Below are 21,469 nucleotides of genomic sequence, written 5' to 3'. Positions count from 1 at the left end.
GCGGCCATGGGGAGCCCGACCGAATTCAGCCCCACCCATGTCGCGCCTGCCGACGGGCTGCAGACCTGGGCCGAGCCCGACCCGGCCCGGCCCACCGTCCGGCTCGACCCGCTGCTGCCCGTCCGACTGGTCGGCACGGAGGGCAACTGGGCCCGGATCGTCTGCGCCAACGGCTGGTCCGCCTGGGTGGACGGCCGCCTGCTGGTCACCCTGCCGCACCGGCCGCCCGGTACCGGGCAGCCGCTCGGCACCACGGAGGACCCGCGTCCGCTGCTGGCCGCCCTGGAACACGCCCTGGCCGACTACCGGCGGCTGATCGACCAGTACGCCGACGGCCGGATCGACCTGGCCACCTACCGGGCCCGCAGCCGCGGCCTGCGCCTGGGCGCCGTACTGGACGGCACCGAGGCCTGGGTGCTCGACCTCGACCACAGCCGCTGGTACTACTCCGACGGCGCCCAGTTGCAGACCTACGCCACCGTCGACCCGGACCGGTCCGCCGCGGCCGGTGACGGCCAGTGACCACCGCGGCCCGCACCGACCTGACCGGCCACCAGCTGGCCGGCTACCGGCTGGAGGAACTGATCGGCCGCGGCGGCATGGCCGTCGTCTACCGGGCCGAGGACCTGCGGCTCGGCCGCACCGTCGCGGTCAAGCTGCTCGCCCCCGAACTCGCCCGCAACGACGTCTTCCGTTCCCGCTTCGCCCACGAGTCGAAGGTCGCCGCCGCCATCGACCACCCGCACATCGTCCCGGTCTACGAGGCGGGCGAGGCGGACGGCCTGCTCTACATCGCGATGCGCTACGTCCAGGGCCGGGACCTGCGGATCATGCTCGACCGGCAGGGCCCGCTCGCCATCCCGCAGACCGCCCGGATCGCCGTCCAGGTGGCCTCCGCGCTCGACGCGGCGCACGCGCACGACCTGGTCCACCGGGACGTCAAACCGGGCAACATCCTGGTCGCCGAGGGCACCGACCCCGACCACCCCGAGCACGCCTACCTGACCGACTTCGGCCTGACCAAGAAGTCGCTCTCGCTCACCGGCCTGACCACCGTCGGCCAGTTCGTCGGCACCCTCGACTACGTCGCCCCCGAGCAGATCTCCGGCAAGCCGGTGGACGGCCGCTGCGACGTGTACGGCTTCGGCTGCGTGGTCTTCGAGATGCTCACCGGAGCCCCGCCGTTCGAGCGGGAGGACGACCTGGCGCTGCTCTGGGCGCACCTGCACGACGAACCGCCGCGGTTGACCGAACGCCGGCCCGACCTGCCGCCCGCCCTCGACGGGGTCCTCGGCCGGGCGCTGGCCAAGGCACCGGAGGAGCGCTTCGACGGCTGCCTGGAGTTCATCGCCGCCCTGCGTGACGCGGCCCCGTCGCCGACGTCGGCGCCGTCCCGGGCGGCCGCGCCGACCCCGACGCAGGTGGTGCCGCAGCTGGCCGAGCTGGTCGAGGAGGAGCCGGTGCCCTCCCCGCCGCTCTGGGCCTGGCCGGTCTTCGGCGTCCTGGAGTAGCGGTCTGCGGCGGCGCCCGGCCCGGTTCAGCTCTCCGCGCGCCGCAGCCGGCGGGCCGCGGCGCCGCCGATCAGCCCGGCCACCGCGCCCCAGCCGGCGCCCAGCGCGACGGCCACCAGCAGGTTCGGCTCCAGCTCGGTGGCACCGCGCGCGCCGAGCCCGAGCAGGGACAGGCCGAGCGCCGCCGAGATCCGGGTCAGCAGCCCGATCAGCAGCATCGCCAGCGCCAGTGCCACCGCGAGGTGCAGCGCGTGCCGCCAGGCCGGGATGCCGGGCGGGGCGTGCATCGCCATCCCGGTCCCGGTCAGCAGGACGGCCACCGCGGCCAGCACCAGCAGCAGCCAGGCCCGGCCGTCCTGCTCGGCGAGGGTGCCCAGATCCAGCGTGACGTCCTGCCCGGAGTGCAGCACGGCCGCCAGCGGCTCCGGCATCGGCAGCCCGATGGTGTCCGTCACATGGCCGTGCCAGGAGGCGCCCAGGCCGATGCCGAGGGCCAGCCAGGCCAGATTCGGCAGCCCGAGCATGATCACCGCCAGGGTCTCCCGGGCCTGCCCCTGGGTGACGGCGGTGACCAGGCCCACCACCAGGGCCAGGCCCACGTAGACCAGCAGCAGGGTCAGTACGGCGTGCGCGGCGGGCCGTACCGCCGAATGGAAGCGCACCAGCCTGCTCGGCAGCGGGGCCCGCCGGGACACCGCGAGCGCCAGGGCCAGCACCACCACCAGCCACAGCAGCCCGAGACCGGCCGCCGGGAAGGGCTCGACCTTGAAGCCCACCGTCGGCTCGGCGCCGATCAGGCTGCCCAGCTCGTCCAGCAGCTCCTCGCCGGTGGAGACGGTGAAACTGTGCTGCGCCCCGAGTGAGATCAGCACCACGGCGGCCACCCAGAGGACCGCCGTCCGCAGCACCCGGCCCAGCAGTTCACCCGGTCCGACCACCGCGTGCAGCCGGAGCGGACGCAGGAACACCGCCCCGGCGACCAGTGCGCCGACCAGCGTGACGGAGAGCGGGATCGCGGTGATGCCGCCCTGCGCGGTGGCCACGAAGACCGCACCGCCCTCCAACTGGGCGGGCACCCCGAGGGCCATCAGCACGGTCGCGGCGAGCACCGAGCCGAACCCGCCGCCGGGCAGCGAGTCGGCGCCCGCGAGCCACAGCCCCAGGGCGGCCACCACGGTCATCGCGGCGAGCGTCGCGAGCACCGTCGCCAGGGCGGCGAGCCAGCGCTGCAACTCCGTCGCGGAGGTGTCGGTCCGGCGGTCGGTCCGTTGCATTCCAAGACTCCTGGCAGGCCTGGCCCCCCGGCTGCCCCGGCCGGGACCGGCCGGATCCCTCCAGCTTCGGGCCTGCCGCCGGGAACGGCGAACCGATGGACGGGAAGTCGCGGGCCGGCGGCGGGGCACCCAGAATGAGGCGGCAGGGGGCCTGTGATCTGATTCGCCCCGATTCGCCACGATCCGGAGGAGGCCCGGTGACTTCCCCGCCGCCGTCCGACCCGCCGTCCGAGCCGCCCGAGCGGCCGTCGGTGCCGCCGTCCGCGCAGTCCTCGGACACGCCGTCAGGCTCGCCCTCCGGGCCGCCGTCCGGTCCGCTCTCCGGCCCGAACTCGGGTGCGGAACCGGACTCGACCCCGCCGCCGGACGAGAGCGGGGGCCCGCCCACCGAGGCGGTCCGGTCGCCGTCCGAGCCGGCCGGGAAGGCCTCGTCGGGCGCAGTTCCGCCCGTCCCGCCGACCGGTCCGCCGTCCCGGACGGTGGCCGGCTCCGGGGGCGGCGAGCATCGGCCCTGGTGGCGCGGGCGCCGCGGGATCGTCGCGGTCGCGGGGCTCGCGGTGGTCGGTCTGCTGGTCGGTCTGCTGCTCAGCAGCCAGTCGGGCGGCGGGAGCGCCCAGGCGGCCGAGAAGGTGGAGCTGCAGCCGGTGGCCGATGTCGGAAGGGACCCGTTCACCGGTTCGGTCGCGGTCCAGGAGGGGCCGACCAGCCCCGCCGCGTCCCCCGGAACGCCGAGCGCCGGCGGTACCCGCAGCGGCGCCGAAGCGGGGCTGTACGGCGGTTCGCAGTCGGTGGCCAGCTGCGACGTCCCGAAGCTCATCGGGTTCCTGGAGGCCAGCCCGGACAAGGCCAAGGCCTGGGCCCAGGTCGAGGGGATCGAGACGTCCGCCATCCCGTCCTACCTGAACGGCCTGGCGCCCGTCGTCCTGCGGGAGGACACCCGGGTGACCAACCACGGCTACGCCGACGGCAAGGCGGTGCCGTACCAGGCCGTCCTGCAGGCGGGCACCGCCGTCCTGGTGGACGCCCACGGCGAGCCCCGGGTCCGCTGTGCCTGCGGCAACCCGCTGCTGGCGCCGACGCCCGACAAGGGTGTGCCCGACTACGGCGGGGTCCCCTGGGCGAGCTTCCACAGTGACGCCGTCGTGGTGATCGTCCCCGCACCGGCCCCGGCCGACGCCATCGTGGTGGTGGACGAGCACGGGCGTCCGATCCCGAAGCCGGTGAACAGCGCCTCGCCGTCGGCCTCCGCGAGCACCTCGTCCTCCGGCCCGTCGAGCCCGTCCTCCTCGTCCTCCTCGCCGTCCGGCTCGAAGCCCTCCGGCTCCTCCGGCGGGTCCTCCTCGCCCGCGTCCGGGCCGTCCTCACCGCCGACCTCGGGGCCGTCCTCCGGTGCCTCCTCGCCCCACTCGGCGGGCTCCTCGTCCGCGGCGGTGTCCAGCCCGGCCTCCGCTCCGGCCTCGCTGAGCGGGCCGCCGTCGTCGGCCGCCGTCTCACCGCCGCCGCAGTCCCAGAGCGCGCCGGGCCCGGCCACCGTGAGCGCCGCGACCTGAGCCCGGGAGCGCCGTCGGCCCGGCCGTGCCGCCGGGCCGGCGGCGCGGGCCGGCGGGGCCCGTGATCAGGCCCAGCGGGCGGCCCGGCGCCGGGGAGCGACCCCCGCCGCGGCGGGGGTGGGGCGAACGGTGTGCGGGGGAACCGGCCCGCCGCAGGCGCGGCGTTCGACCGCCGCCTGCGCGGCCTGTGCCAGGACCCGGCGACCGACGTGCGGCGACGCCGTGATCGGCCCGGCGAGCTGCAGCTCCCCGACCAGACCGCGCGCGCCGACCACCCGCCAGACGGACGACAGCATCCCGTCGTCGCCGACGAAGGCCGGCGCGCTGGTGGCGGAGCCGTCCGTCAGGCGGTAACGGATCGTCACCGGCTGCACCGGCACGCCCGCGTCGATCGCGGCCTGGAACAGCGCGGGCCGGAACCGGCCGCCGCCGCCCCGGCCGCACCAGGTGCTGCCCTCCGGGAAGACCACCACCCGCCCGCCGCGCCGCAGTACCGCGCCGATCTCCCCGACGGTGCCGGGCAGCGAGCGCAGCCTGTCCCGGTCGATGAAGAGCGTCCCGCCCCAGGCGACGAAACGGCCGGCCACCGGCCACCGGGCGACCTCCGACTTGGCCAGCATCCGGCCCGGCCGGACCGCGGCGATCAGCAGGATGTCCAGCCAGGAGATGTGGTTGGCCACCACGAGCGCGCCGCCGCGCCCGGCCTCCGCCGCACCGGTGGCGCGGACCCGCACCCCGAGCGCCGCGGCCACCGTGAGCGACCAGCCCCGGACCAGCGGCGCCCCGAGCGGTGCCGGGAGCCGGCGGACCAGCGGGGCCAGCGCGATCCCGGCCGCCAGCAGGGTGAACCCCGCGAGGCAGCGCAGCACCCGGCGGACGAGGGAGACCGTCGCCGGCGGCAGCGCCACGCACGCCTGCGGGGTGCACGGGGCCGACGGCAGCCAGGCGCTCATGCCGCCGGTCCCGCCGGGCCGGTCGGCGCGGGCTGTCCGGCCGCCAGGAAGTGCCGCAGGTAGCGCGGGTCGGTGCGCTTCAGGGAGAGCAGCACGTACAGGTCGCTGACGCCGAAGTCGGCGTCGTACGCGGGCTCGCCGCAGACCCAGGCCCCGAGCCGCAGGTAGCCGCGCAGCAGCGCCGGGACGGTGGTCCGGGCCGGGCGGACGATACCGCTCGGGTCCCACGGGCGGTGCGGACGGACCCGGTACTCCGCCGGGGCGAGGTGCCGGGCGGCCATCGCGTCCCAGACCCCGGCCGCGGTGCCGCCGCCGTCAGACAGGGGGACGGAGCAGCAGCCGGCGATCCAGGTGTTCCCGGCCTCGGTCAGGTAGCGGGCGATGCCGCCCCACATCAGGTTGATGACCGCGCCGTTGCCGCGGTGCTCGGCGGCGATGCAGGAGCGGCCGACCTCGACCAGGTCACCGCGGATGCCGGCCAGGTTCGACAGGTCGAACTCGCTGTCGGAGTAGAGGCGTCCGGCCCGGGCCGCCTGCGCCGGGCGCAGCAGCCGGTAGGTGCCGACCACCTCGCCGGTCGACTCGTCGCGCACCAGCAGGTGGTCGCAGAAGTCGTCGAACGGGTCGACGTCGAAGCCGGGCAGCGGGGTGTCCAGCACCGCGCCGAGCTCCTCGGCGAAGACCTGGTGGCGCAGCCGCTGCGAGGCCCGCAGGTCGGCCTCGTCGCGGGCCAGCGAGACGGTGTAGACGGGCGCCGGTGCGGGAGTGGCCCGGCGGGCCGCCGGGGCCGCCGGGGTCGTGGGCGCCGAGGTGCCGTGGACGGCGGCCGGCAGCGTGAGAGTGGTAACTGCAGTCATGGCGAACTCTCCGGGGATTCGCGGGCGATGACCGGCGCGGGAAGCCGCGCACCGGGCAGGTCCGGGACGACCGTCACGCGTTTGGCGTGGCACCCGTATGTCTCCCCGAGTGGGCTGGCCTCGCGGTGGCCATTCGGCGGAGCGCAGATGTGCACCGGCTGAAGGCCTGGCTGCGCCGGCCGGAGGGCCCCGGGCCGGCCGGGGCGTGCGGCGTGCGCCGGGCCTGCGGCGGCCGGGAACCGGCCAGGCACCGGTCACCTGCAGGTCGGTGCCGCGTCGCCCGGCGGCCACCGGATCCTGACAGCGTGTCCGCATGCCGATCCGGGGTGTGGCCACTGACCCGTACTGGTGCCGGACGCTCGGATTCGCGGGCACGGCGGTCCTCGCGGTCGGTGGCCTGGCCGCGGGGGCGCTTCCGATCGGGGTGTCCTACGGACCGCTCCGCGGGCATCCCCGACTCGGGCTGCTGGCCGCGTACTTCGGGCTCGTCCTGCTCGTCGCCGGCTGGCTGCGGCTGGGGCGGGCGCTGCGCGGCCCGCGGCCGCCGGGGCCGCGTTCGCTGGTTCTGACGCTGGCGCTGTGGGCGGCGCCGCTGCTGGCCGGGCCGCCGCTGTTCAGCCGGGACGTCTACAGCTACCTGGCGCAGGGCGCGATGATCGACGGCGGCCTCGACGTCTACACCCACGGCCCGGCCGACCTGGGCGGACCGCTGGCCGAGGAGGTCCCCGCCGTCTGGCAGTCCACCCCGGCGCCGTACGGGCCGGTGTTCCTGGCGCTGGCCGGCGCGGTGGCCCGGCAGGCCGGGCAGGGGGTGTACCTCGGGGTCGTCGGTCTGCGGGTGGTGGCCCTGCTCGGGGTCGCTCTGCTGGTCTGGCTGACCCCGCGGCTGGCCCGGGCCTGCGGGGTGGACCCCGGCGTGGCGCTGTGGCTCGGTGCGCTCAACCCGCTGCTGCTGCTGCACCTGATCGCGGGGGCGCACAACGACGCGGTGATGCTCGGGCTGCTGGTCGCCGGGCTGGTTCTCGCGCTGACCCGGCGCCCGGTCTGGGCCGCCGGGGTCGTCACGCTCGCCGCACTGGTCAAGGCCCCGGCCGCGCTGGGACTGCTGCCGGTGGCGGTGCTGTGGGCCGACCGGCTGCGGGGGCGCGCCCGGACGGTCCGCGCGGCCTCGGCCACGCTCGCGGTCGCACTCGGCACGGCGGCCGCGGTGACCGCCGCGACCGGCACCGGCTACGGCTGGGTACGTGCCCTCGGTACCCCGGTCTCGGCCGGGAACTGGTCGGTGACCAGCGCCCTCGGCCGGGCCACCGACGCTCTGGCGGCCGCGCTCGGGGCCGGGCCGGCCGAGTCGGCGGTGCCGCTGTGGCGTTGGCTGGGCCTGGCCGGCGCGCTGCTGGTGCTGCTGTACCTGTGGACCGGACGGGACCGGCCCGCCCCCGTCCACGCGTTGGGGCTGAGCCTGGCCGCGGTGGTGGTGCTCGGCCCGGCGCTGCGGCCCTGGTACGCGCTGTGGGGCGTGGTCGTGCTCGCGGGGGCCGCGACCGGCGGGCGAATACGCCGCTGGGCGGCGCCCGCCAGCGGGGTGCTCGCGCTGGCCGTGCTTCCGAGCGGGTTCCCGCCCGAGCCCTCGGAGTTGGCGGCGGCCGTCGCCGGCGGGCTGCTGGCGCTGTCCTGCCTGCGGCTGCTCCCGGGCGGCCGGACCGCACCGCTGGCCCTGGAGACGCCGGGGGGATCGCCGTGGTGAGGCTGCCCGCCACCGGGCGCCGGGCCGTGGTCCTGCTCGCGCTGGCCGGTGCGACCGGGCTCTTCCTGGCCGTGATCCCGGGCCACCGCGGCTGGTTCGACGTCGGTGTCTACTACGGGACCGTCCGGCACTGGACCGACGGCGGCCCGCTGTACGACTACGTGCACCCCAACAGCACGATGGGCTTCACCTATCCGCCGTTCGCCGCGGTCTGCATGCTGCCGATGGCCCTGGTGGGCTGGCACACCGCCGTCGCGATCAGCGTCGTGCTGAGCGCGCTGGCCGCGGCCGCGCTGCTGCGCTGGCTGGTCGACCCGGTCGCCCGGCGCATGGGCTGGAACCGCTGGTTCGCGTTCGGGGTGGCCGGCTGCCTGTTCGGCCTGCTCGAACCCGTCCGGGACACCTTCAGCTTCGGCCAGGTCAACCTGCTGCTGGTCGCCCTGGTGCTGGCCGACTGGCGGCTGCTGGCGGGCGCCCGCGGCGGGGCCGCGCCCGGCCGCGAGGACGGCGACGCCGGCCGGCGGCGCAGCCGGTACGCGGGGATCGGGATCGGGCTGGCCGCCGCGTTCAAGCTGACGCCCGCGGTGTTCATCCTCTACCTCGCCGTCACCCGGCGCCGCCGCGCCGCGCTGGTCGCGACCGGCACGGCGGCGGCCGCGACCCTGCTCGGCCGGATGGCGGATCCCGAGGCCTCCTACGCCTTCTGGACCGATCTGCTGTGGCACACCGACCGGGTCGGCTCGCTCGGGTACGTGTCCAACCAGTCCCTCCAGGGCATGATCGTCAGGCTTGCCCCGGACCTGCCGGGCCGCGCGGTCTGGGGCCTGGCGGTGCTGTGCGTGCTCGCCGTCTGGGGGTACCGGGTGCACCGGGCCGCGGCGGCCGGCGACGAGGCCGGCGGCTTCGCACTGACCGGGCTGGCCGCCTGCCTGATCAGCCCGATTACCTGGGTGCACCATCTGGTGTGGGCGCTGCCGGCGCTGCTCCTGCTCGCGGAGGCCGGGCTGCGCGAGCCGGCCGACTCCGCGCGCCGCCGCCGGCTGCTCACCGCGGCGGTCACCGGGTACGTCCTGCTCTGCAGCAGCGTGGTGTGGCTCTGGCGGTTCGACACCGGCGGCGTGGGCGGACTGGTCGGCGGCAGCGCCTATCTGTGGATCACGCTCGGCCTGCTGCTCGGCCTGCCGATCCGCCCGGTCCGTGCCGCCGCCGACCCGCCGGGGGAGGATGCCGTCGCGGGCCGTCCGGTGCCGGCCGGTCGGACCGTTGGGACGGCTCCGGGAATCCACCGCCCGGCGGGAGGTGAATCGATCGGAGCCGGGCCCTCCCGCTCGCGCCGGCGAACGGTCGGGTCGGGCGGCCGCAGCCGTGGCGAGCTCCCGGAGCCCGAACACTCTGCGACACGCCCGATCTGAGTTCCCGTCAGCGCGTGTTCCGGCCCGGGCTCAGTCCTGTGGGTGGAGCGCGCCGTGCGGTGCCCGGACCGCCTGTTCGATCGCCGTCTCGGCGGCGTACGCTCCGCGCAGCACCGTCCGGCGGGTCACACGGGTGGGACGAGGGTGAAGTAGCGGTCCAGGACGGCCCGGTCGCCGGTGACGGCGAGGCGGTCGGCCGGGAGGCGGCCCCACAGGAAGAGCATCAGGTCGGAGGCGGTGCCGGCGAGCTCGACGTCGTACCGGTCGGCGCCGTCACCGAGAAGGACCTGCGAGCCGTCGAAGTGGGCCGTCCAGCGGCCCGGGCCGTCGCTCTCGCGGAGGCGGTAGCGTTCGCCCGATCCGGGTGGGGCCTGGCGCCAGGACCGGCGCGCGGGGGCCATCACGGTGAAGGTCTGCGCGACGGCGTCGCGGGCGAGTGCGGCGTCGACGGGCCGTGCGGTGCCGGCCGCGTCCTCGGCGTCCCAGCGGTGCACGGCGGCCTCGATGGCCTGCATCCGCTGCCAGAACCCGACGCTGCGCTCCGGCGACCAGGTCCACACCTCCTCGGCGGGGTCGCGGTCGGTGAACAGCGCGGCCAACTCCGCTGCCCCGGCGGTGAACCAGTCGCCCAGGCCCGGCGGCACCGGCCCCAGGTTCGGCTGGTGCTCCGGGGCGGGCCAGCCGTCGGTGTCCTCGGGGAGCCGGAGGAAGCCGAGGTCGGTGGCGTCCGGGACGCGGCTCGGCCGGTCCCGGATGACGTGGGTCACCACCCGGTGCACCGAGCCCAGGTGGAGCACGAGGTCGGACACCGACCAGCCGGGACAGGACGGGACCAGCGGCACCGTCTCCCGTCCGGCGGCCCGTCGGACCGCGACCTCGAACGCCCGGACCTCACGGCGGAAGTGGGAAACGTAGTCCATCGCCCCACTGTGCCACCCGGGGGCCGCGCCGGGCGGTGGGCCGGGCCGTGCGGCGCGGGACTCGGCGGGACTCAGCCGAGGAAGGCCCGCAGCAGGGTGGCGGTCGCCTCCAGGTGCTCCTCGGTGGCGCGGCGGGCGGCGGGGGCGTCGCCGGTGAGGATGGCCCGGGCCATCGCACCGTGCTGCTCGGAGGCGTGGTCGATGTTGCGGCCGAGCATCGGGATGGCGTTCAGCAGGTCGTTCAGCCGGATCCGGGCCTCGGTGATGCTGGCGGCCAGCGAGGGGGAGCCGGTCAGCTCGCCGATCGCGAGGTGGAAGCGGGAGTCGCACTGCCGGTACTCCTCGGGGCTCGCCCCGTCCGCGTCCGCGAGGCGCTGCAGCAGGTAGCCGCGCTGCTCCTCGGAGAGCTCGCGTCTGGCGGCCAGCTCGGCGGCGCCGGTCTCCAGGACGAGGCGCAGGGTGAGGGCGTCCTCCAGCTCGGCGCCCAGGTCGTCGGCGGCCCGGCGGAGCTCGTCGACGTCGGGTGCGGGCAGCCGGTAGGTGACGAAGGTGCCGCCGTAGCGGCCGCGTCGCGCCTCGACGAAGCCGGCCTGCTGGAGGGAGCGCAGGGCCTCGCGCAGGGTTTCGCGGCTGACGCCCAGGCGTGCGGCGAGGTCGCGTTCGGCGGGGAGCCGGTCCCCGTGGCCGATCACGCCGAGCTTGATCGCCTGGAGGATCCGTTCGACGGTCTCCTCGAAGGCGTTGCCGGTGCGCACGGGGCGGAACACGGTGCCGAGCTGCCGGTCCAACAGTGCTTCCTCCACGAGGGGATCGTACCCAGGTGCGAGCGGGAAACGGGCGGGGGAGTCCTCTTGACGGCGGGGTGGCCCGGGGTGAACGATGCTCGGCACAGCCCAATGGTCTGCTTCCGGGCCATTGAGCGCAAGGAGGGCGCACCACGACGACGTGGGTGCGCGTGTCGGTCCCGCCTCATTCCCCAGGGGTGCGCATGACGTCCGAACACCAGGCCGGCTCCAGCCCGGCCGAGCAGACTGCCAGACCGGTGTTTCCTGCCGGTTCCGCCACTATGTCCGAGCGGGCAACCGCGTCCGACCCCGCCGTGCTTTCCGAGGACGAACGCCGGCTGCGCGAACTCGGCTACACCCAGGAGCTCGCCCGCTCGATGTCGGGCTTCTCCAACTTCGCGGTCTCCTTCTCGATCGTCTCCGTCCTCTCCGGCTGCCTCACCCTCTACGGGATGGGCATGAACACCGGCGGGCCCGCCATGATCACCTGGGGCTGGCCGCTGGTCGGCCTGATGACGCTCTGCGTCGGCCTCGCGATGGCGGAGATCTGTTCCAGCTACCCGACCGCCGGCGGTCTCTACTACTGGGCCGCCAGGCTGGCCCGCACCAAGGGCCCCGCCGCCTCCTGGTTCACCGGCTGGTTCAACTTCATGGGCCAGGTCGCCGTCACCGCCGGCGTCGACTACGGCGCCGCGTTCTTCACCAACGCCTTCCTCGACCTGCAGTTCGGATTCACCGCCAGCACCGGCCACACGGTCACGATCTTCGTGGTGATCCTGCTGCTGCACGGACTGCTCAACACCCGCGGCGTCAAGCTGGTCGCCCTGCTCAACAGCGTCAGCGTCTGGTGGCACCTGGTCGGTGTCGCGGTGATCGTCGGCGCGCTGGCGCTGCTGCCCGACCACCACGCCTCCGCCTCGTTCGTGTTCACCGAGTTCGTCAACAACACCGGCTTCCAGAACGGCTTCTACGTCGGCATGCTCGGCCTGCTGCTGGCCCAGTACACCCTCACCGGCTACGACGCCTCCGCGCACATGACCGAGGAGACCCACGACGCGGCCCGCTCCGGCCCGCGCGGCATCGTCAACGCCATCGTGGTCTCGCTGGTGGCCGGCTGGATCCTGCTGCTCGGCATCACCTTCGCGATCCGGGACTACGACGGGGCGCTCGGCAGCTCCACCGGCGTGCCGCCCGCGCAGATCTTCATCGACGCGATCGGCCCGACCGGCGCCAAACTGCTCCTGCTGATCGTGATCGGCGCCCAGTTCTTCTGCGGTATGGCCTCGGTCACCGCCAACTCCCGGATGATCTACGCCTTCTCGCGGGACGGCGCACTGCCCGGCGCCCGCCTCTGGCACCGGATCAACCCCCGCACCCAGACGCCCACCAGCGCCGTCTGGCTGGCCACCGGCGGCGCCCTGCTGCTCGCCCTGCCGGTGCTGTGGAACACCACCGCCTACGCGGCGGTCACCTCGATCTCGGTGATCGGCCTCTACATCTCGTACGTGATCCCGGTGTTCCTCCGCCTTCGCCAGGGCGACGACTTCCCGCGTGGTCCCTGGCATCTGGGCCGCTGGAGCAGGATCATCGGCTGCGTCGCGGTCGGCTGGACAGCGGTGATCACCGTGCTGTTCATGCTGCCCACCGTCAGCCCGGTCACCGCCGTCAGCTTCAACTACACGCCCGTGGCGGTCGGCGTGGTGCTCGGGTTCGCCGGCCTGTGGTGGCTGGTCTCCGCCCGGCACTGGTTCACCGGCCCCCGGATCCACGACGGCCCCGCCGCCGGCAGCCAGGAACTGCCGGACCACCAGGCCTCCCCGGCCGACGAATTGGAGACCCGATGAGTGCGTCCCGGCTCACCCTCGACCGGCTGCGGCAGCTGGTCGCCGACGGGAGCATCGACACCGTCGTGCTGGCCATGACCGACATGCAGGGCCGTCTCCAGGGCAAGCGGGTGGCCGCCGACTACTTCCTCAGCGACGTCGTCCCGAACGCCGCCGAGGGCTGCGGCTACCTGCTGGCCGTCGACATCGACATGAACACCGTGGACGGCTACCAGATCTCCTCCTGGGAGAGCGGCTACGGCGACCTCGTCCTCACCCCCGACCTCGACACCCTGCGGATGGTGCCCTGGCACCCCGCCACCGTGATGGTCCAGTGCGACGTGCACCACCACGACGGCAAGCCGGTCACCGTCTCGCCGCGGCAGATCCTGCGCCGCCAGCTGGAGCGGCTGGCCGGCTACGGCTGGAGCGCCTACGTCGGCACCGAGCTGGAGTTCATCGTCTTCCGGGACAGCTACGAGCAGGCCTGGGACAAGGCGTACCACGGCCTCACCCCGGTCAACCAGTACAACGTCGACTACTCCATCCTCGGCACCTCCCGGATCGAGCCGCTGCTGCGCCGGCTGCGCAACAGCATGGCCGGCGCCGGCCTCACCGTGGAGTCCGCCAAGGGCGAGTGCAACCCCGGCCAGCACGAGATCGCCTTCAAGTACGGCGAGGCGCTGACCACCTGCGACGACCACTCCGTCTACAAGACCGGCGCCAAGGAGATCGCCTCGCAGGAGGGCGTCAGCCTCACCTTCATGGCGAAGTACAACGAGCGCGAGGGCAACTCCTGCCACATCCACCTCAGCCTGCGCGACGAGCAGGGCCGGCCGGTGATGGCGGGGGACGGGCCGAACGGCTTCTCCCGCACCATGGAGCACTTCCTGGCCGGACAGCTCGCCTGCCTGGCCGACTTCTCGCTGCTGCTCGCGCCGACCGTCAACTCCTACAAGCGGTACGTGCCGGGCAGCTTCGCCCCCACCGCCGTCGCCTGGGGACGGGACAACCGCACCTGCGCCCTGCGGGTGGTCGGCCACGGCCCCTCCCTGCGGTTCGAGAACCGCGTCCCCGGCGGCGACGTCAACCCGTACCTCGCGGTGGCCGCCCTGATCGCCGCCGGCCTGCACGGCGTCGAGCACCAACTGCCGCTGGAAGCGGAGTTCACCGGCAACGCGTACGCCTCCGACGCCCCCCGGGTGCCGTCCACGCTGCGCGACGCGGTGGAGGCCTTCGAACGCAGCGAGGTCGCCGCCGAGGCCTTCGGCAAGGAGGTCGTCCAGCACTACACCCACGCCGGCCGGACCGAACTGGCCGCCTACGACGCGGCGGTGACCGACTGGGAGCGGCGCCGCGGATTCGAGCGGCTGTGAGCGTGCGCCCCCTGATCGGCATCACCAGCTACCTGGACGAGGCGGCCTGGGGCGTCTGGCGCCAGAGCGCGGCCGTCCTGCCGCAGACCTACCTCGACGCCGTCTCCCGGGCCGGGGGCACCCCCGTCCTGCTCCCGCCCCAGGGCGGCGGCGTCCAGCGGCTGGTCGGCGCGCTCGACGGGCTGCTGCTGGCCGGCGGCTCCGACATCGACCCCGCCCGCTACGGAGCCGACCCGCACCCGCGCACCGGCCGGCCCCACCCGGCCAGGGACGCCTGGGAGTTCGAGCTGCTGGCGGCCGCCCTCGACCGCGACCTGCCGGTCCTCGGCATCTGCCGGGGCATGCAGCTGCTCAACGTCGCCCTCGGCGGCGACCTCGTCCAGCACCTGCCCGACGAGAGCCACCAGACCCTGCCGGCCACCTACGTCCGGCAGGGCGTGGTGGTCCGGCCGGAGAGCCGCCTCGGCGAGATCCTCGGCCCCTCGGCGCAGGTGTCCTGCTACCACCACCAGGCGGTCGGCCGGATCGGCAGCGGACTGCGGGCCACCGCCTGGAGCGCCGACGAGACCGTCGAGGCCCTCGAACTGCCCGACCGGTCCTTCGCGGTGGCCGTCCAGTGGCACCCCGAGACCGACCCGGACGACCCGCGACTGTTCGACGCGTTCACCGCGGCCAGCTGCAAGGAGGCAGCCAGATGACCGATCCCGACCACTACCAGGTGATCAACCCGGCCACCGAGGAGGTGATCACCACCGTCGAACTGGCCTCGCTCGCCGAGACCGACGCCGCCGTGGCCCGGGCCAGGGCCGCCTTCGACGGCTGGCGCAGGGTCGCCCCCGCCGACCGGGCCCGGCTGCTGCGGGCCTTCGCCGCCGCCGTCGACGCCGACCGCGAGCACCTGGCGGCCCTGGAGGTCGCCAACGCCGGGCACACCGTGGGCAACGCCCGCTGGGAGGCGGGCAACGCCCGCGACGTGATCGAGTACTACGCCGCCGCCCCCGAGCGCCTGTTCGGCCGGCAGATCCCGGTGGCCGGCGGACTCGACGTCACCTTCCAGGAGCCGCTGGGCGTGGTCGGGGTCATCGTCCCGTGGAACTTCCCGATGCCGGTCGCCGCCTGGGGCTTCGCCCCGGCCCTCGCCGCCGGCAACACCGTGATCGTCAAGCCCGCCGAGCTCACCCCGCTGACCGCGCTGCGCCTGGGCGAACTCGCCCTTCAGGCCGGTCTGCCCGAGCACGTCCTGCAGATCCTGCCCGGCCGCGGACCGGTGGTCGGACAGCGGTTCGTCACCCACCCCGACGTCCGCAAGGTGGTCTTCACCGGCTCCACCGCCGTCGGCAAGGGCATCATGGCCGGCTGCGCGGACCAGGTGAAGCCGGTCACCCTGGAGCTCGGCGGCAAGAGCGCGAACATCGTCTTCGCCGACGCCGACCTCGCCAGGGCCGCCGCCACCGCGCCCTACGCGGTCTTCGACAACGCCGGGCAGGACTGCTGCGCGCGCTCCCGGATCCTGGTCGAGGAGTCCGCCTTCGACGAGTTCATGGCCCTGTTCGAGCAGGCCGTCCGGGGTGTGCGGGTCGGCGACCCGACGGACGAGAAGACCGAGATGGGGCCGCTGATCTCGGCCGCCCACCGGGCCCGGGTGGCCTCCTACGTCCCCGACGACTCCGCGGTCGCCTTCCGCGGCGCCGCCCCCGACGGGCCGGGCTTCTGGTACCCGCCGACGGTGCTGGCGCCGGTGCGCCCCGACGACCGGGCCTTCACCGAGGAGATCTTCGGCCCGGTGGTCACCGTGGTGCCGTTCCGCGGGGAGGAGGACGCGCTGCGGATCGCCAACTCCACCGAGTACGGCCTGTCCGGGTCGATCTGGACCAGGGACGTCGGCCGGGCGCTGCGGGTGGCGCGCGGTGTGGAGGCGGGCAACCTGTCCGTCAACTCGCACTCCTCGGTGCGCTACTCGACCCCGTTCGGCGGGTTCAAACAGTCCGGACTCGGCCGCGAGCTCGGCCCGGACGCCCTCAACGCCTTTACCGAAACCAAGAACGTCTTCATCTCCACGGAGGAATGATCACCATGACGAAGCGACTTGACGGCCGGGTGGCGGTCATCACCGGCGCGGGCAGCGGCATCGGCCTGGCCACCGCCAAGCGGTTCGCGGCCGAGGGCGCCAAGGTGGTCTGCGTCGACCTCGACGAGGAGACCGGCAGCAAGGCCGCCAACGAGGTGGGCGGCCTGTTCGTCCGCGCCGACGTCACCGACGAGGCGGCGGTGAAGGCCATGTACCAGACGGCCGTCGACCACTACGGCAGCCTGGACATCACCTTCAACAACGCCGGCATCTCGCCGCCGGACGACGACTCCATCCTGACCACCGGGCTGGACGCCTGGCGCCGCGTCCAGGAGGTCAACCTCACCAGCGTCTACCTGTGCTGCAAGTACGCCATCCCGCACATGCAGCGCCAGGGCCGGGGCTCGATCATCAACACCGCCTCGTTCGTCGCGGTGATGGGCGCGGCCACCTCGCAGATCTCCTACAGCGCCTCCAAGGGCGGTGTGCTGGCGATGTCGCGCGAGCTCGGCGTGCAGTTCGCCCGCGAGGGCATCCGGGTGAACGCGCTGTGCCCCGGGCCGGTCAACACCCCGCTGCTGCAGGAGCTGTTCGCCAAGGACCCGGAGCGCGCGGCCCGGCGCCTGGTGCACATCCCGCTCGGCCGGTTCGCCGAGCCGGAGGAGATCGCCGCGGCGGTCGCCTTCCTGGCCAGTGACGACTCCTCCTTCATGACCGCCAACACCTTCCTGGTGGACGGCGGCATCTCCGGGGCGTACGTCACCCCCGAGTGGCAGTAGCCGGACACGGGACTGCGGCCGGGCACCCCGTACGGGGAGCCCGGCCGCAGCTGTACGGTCGGTGAATCAGGCCGCCGAACCTGCGTCACCGCCGACAGCAAAGGCGTCGCCGCCGTCGGCCGCGGCGTCGCCGCCGACCGCGAACGCCGACCCGGCCACGGCCCAGGCGTCGCCGCCGACGGCCAGGGCGTCGCCGCCGTCGGCCAGCGCGTCACCGCCGACCGCGAGGGCGCTGCCGTCGATGGCCGCGGCGTCGCCACCGACCGCGAGCGCGCCGTGCGGGTGGTCGTGCATGTGGGCGGAGGCCGAACCGGCCCCGCCGATCAGCGCGAGCCCGGCGAACAGGGCGGCGGTGGTGACCTTGGCAATGCTGGAACGCATCGAGTCCTCCTGGTTGGGAAAGGGACGGGACCGATGATCCACCGGCCCGGGCCGGTGGCGTGCGAACCACTCCGCACAGTCACCCGACCGGACCAGCCGCGACCGAGCCACGGTCGTTGGGGGCTCGGCGCGGTCAGGTCCGGCCGGCCGGCGGGACCTCCAGTTCGAACCAGACCACCTTCCCCTCGTGGGTGGCCCGGCTGCCCCAGCGGTGGGCGAGCTCGTTCACCAGGTGCATGCCTCGGCCGCCCTCGTCCTGCTCCCGGGCCCGGCGCAGCCGCGGTTCGTGGCTGTCCACGTCCGAGACCTCGACCGTGAGCAACTTGTCGCGGAACAGCCGCAGTTGGACGGGTGCTCCGGCATGCACCAGCGCGTTGGTGATCAACTCGCTGGTCAGCAGCTCCGCCTGGTCGCTCAGCGCGGCCAGGCCCCAGCCGGCCAGCGTCCGCCGGGCGAAGCGCCGGGCGTGCCGGACCATCGAGAGGTCACCCGCGAGGGAGAGCATCGCCAGCCGGTCGCGGCCGATCGGCCGCGCGTGCGCCATGATCACCGCCACGTCGTCCTGGCCGTTGTGCGCGCCCAGCACGTCGATGACCTCGTCGCAGGTCTCCTCCAGGGTGCCGCTGCGGGCGGCGACCGTCCGGCACAGCAGATCCATGCCCTCGTCCAGGTCCTGGCCGCGCCGCTCGACCAGCCCGTCCGTGTACAGCACCAGCAGCCCGTCCTCCGGCAGGGTGAAGTTCATGCTGTCGAACGGCACCCCGCCCACCCCCAGCGGCGCCCCCGGCGGGATGGTGAGCAGCCGGGTGGTGCCGTCGGGCGCCGACAGCACCGGCGGCAGGTGCCCGGCGGTGGCGGCCGTGCAGACCCGGTCCACCGGGTCGAAGACCACACAGACACAGGTCGCGAACTGACCCTCGCCGATCGCCGCCGTCGCGTCGTCGAGGCGGCGCAGCACCCGCGCCGGGTCGATGTCGAGCGTGATCAGCGTCCGGGCGACCGTCCGCAGCTGGCCCATGGTGGCGGCGGCCCGGATACCGTGACCCATCACGTCGCCGACGATCAGCGCCACCCGCCCGCCCGACAGCGGCACCACGTCGAACCAGTCGCCGCCGACCTCGCTGATCACACTGCTCGGCAGGTAGCGGTAGGCGATCTCCAGACCCGGCGTGCGGTGCACGTCCTGCGGCAGCAGGCTGCGCTGCAGGGTCAGCGCGGTGTCCCGCTCCCGCCGGTACAGCCGCGCGTTGTCGATGCACACCGCCGCCCGGGCCGCCAGCTCCTCGGCCAGCGCCACGTCCGCCGCGGTGAACGGATCCGGATTGCGGGTCCTGATGAACTCCGCCCCGCCCAGCACCGTCCCGCGGGCCAGCAACGGCACCATCAGGTACGAGTGCACCCCCGCCTCCAGGCTCGGCTGGACCCGGTCCGGGTGGGCCACGATCCGCTGCAGCGCCGGCTCGTCCACATGCGGCACCAGGATGGACCGGCCGGTCCGCAGGCTCTGCGCGTACAGCTTCGCCGACTGCGAGGTCCCGCCGATCGGATCGGCGGCCTCGGCCATCCGCCCCTCCTCGTCGATCTCACCGATCGCGATCGCCCGCATCAGCACCGAGCCGTCGGTCGGCACCGGATCCGGATCGTCGCCCTGCAGCACCGACTCCAGCACGTCCACCGTGGTGAAGTCCGCGAACCGCGGCACCACCACCTCCACCAGCTCCTGTGCCGTCCGGTGCAGATCCAGCGTGGTGCCGATCCGGGTGCTCGCCTCGTTCAGCAGTGCCAGCCGCTGCTGGGCCGCGCCCGCCGCCTCCAGCGCCCGCTGGCGCTGCTCGGCGGCGTCCCGCTCGCGGGTGTAGAGGAGCGCGTTGTCGATCGAGACCGCCGCCCGGGCCGCCAGCTCGGCCGCGAGCGTCAGGTCCTCCTCGTCGTACGGCCGGTCGGTCACGCTGCGGTAGAAGGTCGCCACACCCACCGCCGCGCCCCGCGCGATCAGCGGCACCACCATGAGCGAGCGGACCCGCTGCTCACGCACGGCGACGGCCCGCTCCTCGTCGTCGTTGAACCAGTTCAGCGCCCGGTCGTCGATGGTCGGCAGGAACACCGGCCGCCGGTGCGCCAGCACCCAGGCGTTCGGCGTGGTCGGGTGGAAGCGGTGCACCGAGCCGACCGGTGTGACCGGGAACATCCCACTGCCCTGCACCGTGTGGTACGCCATCCGCCGCAGCACCGCCGAACGGTCCGCCCGCCCCGGGCCCGGCCCGCTCGCGCCCCGCACCAGCGCGTCCAGCACCTCCACCACCACCGTGTCCGCCAGCCGGGGCGTGGCCATCTCGGCCAGCTCCCGGGCCGTCTGCACCAGGTCGAGGGTGGTACCGATGCGCGCCGTCGCGGTGTTCACCAGCGCCAGCCGCTCCTGCGCCGCCCTGGCCTCCCGCAGCGCCTGCTCGCGCGCCTGGGCGGTCTGCTGCTGGCGCTGGTACAGCCGGGCGTTGTCGATCGCCACCGCCGCGCGCGCCGCCAGCTCGTCGCCCAGCGTCAGGTCGGACTCCCCGAACGGGTCCCGCCCGGCCCGCCGCGAGTACACCACCATGCCCAGCACCGTGCCCCGGGCCACCAGCGGGGTGATCACCACCGGGCGCGGCTGGTCGCCCAGGTACCCCTGCAGACGCTCGGGCGGCACCTGGTCCGCCAGCAGCGGCAGCTCCCAGTTGGGCATGGTCACCGTCCGGCCCGTCGCCAGCGCCCGGGCGTACGCCGACTCCGGCGGCACCTGGTGCACCGACTCGGTCGGCAGGTCCTGCACGGGGTGGGCCGGGTCGACGGTGGCCACCGCCAGCCGGCGCACCAGCAGCGGGGCCGACGGGTGCGGGTCGTTGCCCGCCACCAGGTGCTCCAGCGCGAACACACCGACCGTGTCGGTCAGCCGCGGGACCAGCGCCTCCGCCAGCTCCCGGGCGGTGCGCCGCAGGTCGAGGGTGGTGCCGATGGACGCGCTCGCGTCGGCCAGCACCGCCAGCCGGTCCTGGGCCTTCGCCGCCAGCTGCTCGGCCTGGTGCCGCTGGGTGACGTCCACGATGGTCGAGCTGACCCCCAGCACCTGGCCGTCCGGCTGCTGCAGCCGGAAGTATGACGCCGACCAGGCGTGGTCGTGCCCGGGATCGCCCGGCGTCCGGCCGTGCGAACGGGTGTCGACCACCGCGTCGCCGCCCGCCAGGACGTCGCGCATCACCGCCTCGATCTCCTCCCCGTTCAGGCCCGGCAGCACCTCGGTGATCGTCCGGCCCAGGTGCTCGCCGATCGGGATCCCGTTGATCCGCGCCAGCGCCTCGTTCAGCCGGACGAACCGCAGCTCGTCGTCGTACACCGCCATCCCCACCGGGGACTGCGTGAAGAAACCGTCCAGCACCGCCAGGTCCGACTGCAGCCGCCGCAGCGCCGTCACGTCCGAGGCCACCGCCAGCACCAGCGGCTGCCCGCCGGGCCCCGCGATCGGGTGCGTCCGGAACTCCAGGTTCACGTCGTGCCCCGACCTGTGCCGCACCGGGAACACACCCGACCAGGCCCGGCCGTGCAGGATGTCCGAGAACAGCGCCATCACCTCGGGCCGCTGCTCCGCCGAGACCAGCAGCTGCGCGGCCGGCGCCCCCACCGCCTGCTGCGCGCTGTAACCGAGCAGGGCCTCCGCGTCCGGGCTCCAGTGCAGGATCCGCCCGTCCTGGCCGACCAGCGCAGTCGCGATCGGGACCATCAGCAGGCCGTCCGAAGCCCGCCCGCCGCGCTCGGCCCCGCCCTGCTCGGGCGCTGCCAGGGAGTTGCGGGTCGGAGGGATAGTCCTGTGGTGCTCGTTGGTGTCCATCTAGGCACCCGCCCGGAGGTCGGCGTTCCGCCCTGCCATCGTCGCATGCCCGTCCCGCGCCGCCCATCCGGCGGAGGGCGCGAATCGGGACGCGGGCCGGGGCGGATTGGGACGCGGGCCGGGTCGGATGGTTGGCTGGGTCCCGTCGGACGAGCCCCGCGGGGCCGGAGTCAGCAG

The 21,469-nt window shown here is 74.6% G+C and carries 17 protein-coding genes; 10 read left to right on the top strand and 7 right to left on the bottom strand.

What is annotated here, in order from left to right; all coding sequences use genetic code 11:
• The first annotated feature begins 6 nt into the window (after window positions 1-6).
• Together OG871_RS04395 and OG871_RS04390 are read left to right on the top strand one after the other, a co-directional pair.
• Window positions 7-522: a hypothetical protein gene (locus tag OG871_RS04395; protein WP_371494333.1), complete on the top strand. Its 516-nt coding sequence runs from the start codon at window positions 7-9 to the stop codon at window positions 520-522.
• Window positions 519-1,511 carry a serine/threonine-protein kinase gene (locus tag OG871_RS04390; protein ID WP_371494332.1) on the top strand — a complete coding sequence of 331 codons (993 nt, stop codon included), beginning with the start codon at window positions 519-521 and terminating at the stop codon, window positions 1,509-1,511. The genes OG871_RS04395 and OG871_RS04390 overlap by 4 nt, the downstream gene beginning before the upstream one ends.
• A gap of 26 nt (window positions 1,512-1,537) precedes the next feature.
• On the opposite strand, the gene OG871_RS04385 is transcribed toward OG871_RS04390, so the two are convergent.
• Entirely contained in the window at window positions 1,538-2,785 is a 1,248-nt protein-coding gene (locus OG871_RS04385) for a streptophobe family protein (RefSeq protein ID WP_371494331.1), read from the bottom strand.
• A 197-nt stretch (window positions 2,786-2,982) separates the two neighbouring features.
• On the opposite strand from OG871_RS04385, the gene OG871_RS04380 reads away from it, so the two are divergent.
• On the top strand, window positions 2,983-4,335 hold the full coding sequence (locus OG871_RS04380) for a DUF6777 domain-containing protein (protein WP_371494330.1): 1,353 nt from the start codon (window positions 2,983-2,985) through the stop codon (window positions 4,333-4,335).
• 65 nt (window positions 4,336-4,400) lie between these two features.
• Here OG871_RS04380 and OG871_RS04375 read toward each other — a convergent pair whose 3' ends face one another.
• Window positions 4,401-5,288, bottom strand: coding sequence for a lysophospholipid acyltransferase family protein (locus OG871_RS04375; protein ID WP_371494329.1), 888 nt, complete (start codon window positions 5,286-5,288; stop codon window positions 4,401-4,403).
• Window positions 5,285-6,145, bottom strand: a complete 861-nt coding sequence (locus tag OG871_RS04370; RefSeq protein WP_371494328.1) for a GNAT family N-acetyltransferase — start codon at window positions 6,143-6,145, stop codon at window positions 5,285-5,287. The genes OG871_RS04375 and OG871_RS04370 overlap by 4 nt, the downstream gene beginning before the upstream one ends.
• Before the next feature lie 313 nt (window positions 6,146-6,458).
• Between OG871_RS04370 and mptB the strand changes: the two genes are divergently transcribed.
• Both mptB and OG871_RS04360 read left to right on the top strand, forming a co-directional pair.
• Complete coding sequence (gene mptB, locus OG871_RS04365) at window positions 6,459-7,889, top strand: polyprenol phosphomannose-dependent alpha 1,6 mannosyltransferase MptB (protein ID WP_371494327.1); 1,431 nt, start codon at window positions 6,459-6,461, stop codon at window positions 7,887-7,889.
• Window positions 7,886-9,301: a glycosyltransferase 87 family protein gene (locus OG871_RS04360; RefSeq protein WP_371494326.1), complete on the top strand. Its 1,416-nt coding sequence runs from the start codon at window positions 7,886-7,888 to the stop codon at window positions 9,299-9,301. Before mptB ends, OG871_RS04360 begins: the two co-directional genes overlap by 4 nt.
• Window positions 9,302-9,426: 125 nt before the next feature.
• Here the strand turns inward: OG871_RS04360 and OG871_RS04355 are convergent, their stop codons facing one another.
• Together OG871_RS04355 and OG871_RS04350 are read right to left on the bottom strand one after the other, a co-directional pair.
• Window positions 9,427-10,221, bottom strand: coding sequence for a maleylpyruvate isomerase family mycothiol-dependent enzyme (locus OG871_RS04355; protein WP_371494325.1), 795 nt, complete (start codon window positions 10,219-10,221; stop codon window positions 9,427-9,429).
• Between the two features lie 71 nt (window positions 10,222-10,292).
• Window positions 10,293-11,024: a FadR/GntR family transcriptional regulator gene (locus OG871_RS04350; RefSeq protein ID WP_371494324.1), complete on the bottom strand. Its 732-nt coding sequence runs from the start codon at window positions 11,022-11,024 to the stop codon at window positions 10,293-10,295.
• A 263-nt stretch (window positions 11,025-11,287) separates the two neighbouring features.
• Between OG871_RS04350 and OG871_RS04345 the strand changes: the two genes are divergently transcribed.
• The 5 genes from OG871_RS04345 to OG871_RS04325 are packed head-to-tail and all read left to right on the top strand — an operon-like array spanning window position 11,288 to window position 17,052.
• Window positions 11,288-12,850, top strand: coding sequence for an amino acid permease (locus OG871_RS04345; RefSeq protein ID WP_371494323.1), 1,563 nt, complete (start codon window positions 11,288-11,290; stop codon window positions 12,848-12,850).
• Window positions 12,847-14,205, top strand: coding sequence for a glutamine synthetase family protein (locus OG871_RS04340; RefSeq protein WP_371494322.1), 1,359 nt, complete (start codon window positions 12,847-12,849; stop codon window positions 14,203-14,205). The genes OG871_RS04345 and OG871_RS04340 overlap by 4 nt, the downstream gene beginning before the upstream one ends.
• The gene (locus OG871_RS04335) at window positions 14,202-14,903 is read left to right on the top strand and encodes a gamma-glutamyl-gamma-aminobutyrate hydrolase family protein (RefSeq protein ID WP_371494321.1); all 702 of its coding nucleotides are present in this window, start codon (window positions 14,202-14,204) and stop codon (window positions 14,901-14,903) included. Before OG871_RS04340 ends, OG871_RS04335 begins: the two co-directional genes overlap by 4 nt.
• The gene (locus tag OG871_RS04330) at window positions 14,900-16,273 is read left to right on the top strand and encodes an aldehyde dehydrogenase (protein ID WP_371494320.1); all 1,374 of its coding nucleotides are present in this window, start codon (window positions 14,900-14,902) and stop codon (window positions 16,271-16,273) included. Before OG871_RS04335 ends, OG871_RS04330 begins: the two co-directional genes overlap by 4 nt.
• A gap of 5 nt (window positions 16,274-16,278) precedes the next feature.
• On the top strand, window positions 16,279-17,052 hold the full coding sequence (locus OG871_RS04325; RefSeq protein WP_371494319.1) for a 3-oxoacyl-ACP reductase: 774 nt from the start codon (window positions 16,279-16,281) through the stop codon (window positions 17,050-17,052).
• A gap of 66 nt (window positions 17,053-17,118) precedes the next feature.
• Here OG871_RS04325 and OG871_RS04320 read toward each other — a convergent pair whose 3' ends face one another.
• Both OG871_RS04320 and OG871_RS04315 read right to left on the bottom strand, forming a co-directional pair.
• On the bottom strand, window positions 17,119-17,433 hold the full coding sequence (locus tag OG871_RS04320; protein ID WP_371494318.1) for a hypothetical protein: 315 nt from the start codon (window positions 17,431-17,433) through the stop codon (window positions 17,119-17,121).
• A 133-nt stretch (window positions 17,434-17,566) separates the two neighbouring features.
• Window positions 17,567-21,292, bottom strand: coding sequence for a SpoIIE family protein phosphatase (locus OG871_RS04315; RefSeq protein WP_371494317.1), 3,726 nt, complete (start codon window positions 21,290-21,292; stop codon window positions 17,567-17,569).
• Window positions 21,293-21,469: the final 177 nt, after the last annotated feature.

This window comes from Kitasatospora sp. NBC_00374 (assembly GCF_041434935.1).
Classification (GTDB): Bacteria; Actinomycetota; Actinomycetes; order Streptomycetales; family Streptomycetaceae; genus Kitasatospora.
This window is presented reverse-complemented; position numbering and strand designations above follow the sequence as displayed.

Excerpts from the sequence above, each read along its gene's own strand:
- OG871_RS04355 (WP_371494325.1), bottom strand. The coding sequence starts at position 10,221 with ATGGACTACGTTTCCCACTTCCGCCGTGAGGTCCGGGCGTTCGAGGTC.
- OG871_RS04345 (WP_371494323.1), top strand. The coding sequence starts at position 11,288 with ATGTCCGAGCGGGCAACCGCGTCCGACCCCGCCGTGCTTTCCGAGGAC.
- OG871_RS04370 (WP_371494328.1), bottom strand. The coding sequence starts at position 6,145 with ATGACTGCAGTTACCACTCTCACGCTGCCGGCCGCCGTCCACGGCACC.
- mptB (WP_371494327.1), top strand. The coding sequence starts at position 6,459 with ATGCCGATCCGGGGTGTGGCCACTGACCCGTACTGGTGCCGGACGCTC.
- OG871_RS04315 (WP_371494317.1), bottom strand. The coding sequence starts at position 21,292 with ATGGACACCAACGAGCACCACAGGACTATCCCTCCGACCCGCAACTCC.
- OG871_RS04385 (WP_371494331.1), bottom strand. The coding sequence starts at position 2,785 with ATGCAACGGACCGACCGCCGGACCGACACCTCCGCGACGGAGTTGCAG.
- OG871_RS04395 (WP_371494333.1), top strand. The coding sequence starts at position 7 with ATGGGGAGCCCGACCGAATTCAGCCCCACCCATGTCGCGCCTGCCGAC.
- OG871_RS04330 (WP_371494320.1), top strand. The coding sequence starts at position 14,900 with ATGACCGATCCCGACCACTACCAGGTGATCAACCCGGCCACCGAGGAG.
- OG871_RS04375 (WP_371494329.1), bottom strand. The coding sequence starts at position 5,288 with ATGAGCGCCTGGCTGCCGTCGGCCCCGTGCACCCCGCAGGCGTGCGTG.
- OG871_RS04320 (WP_371494318.1), bottom strand. The coding sequence starts at position 17,433 with ATGCGTTCCAGCATTGCCAAGGTCACCACCGCCGCCCTGTTCGCCGGG.
- OG871_RS04325 (WP_371494319.1), top strand. The coding sequence starts at position 16,279 with ATGACGAAGCGACTTGACGGCCGGGTGGCGGTCATCACCGGCGCGGGC.
- OG871_RS04340 (WP_371494322.1), top strand. The coding sequence starts at position 12,847 with ATGAGTGCGTCCCGGCTCACCCTCGACCGGCTGCGGCAGCTGGTCGCC.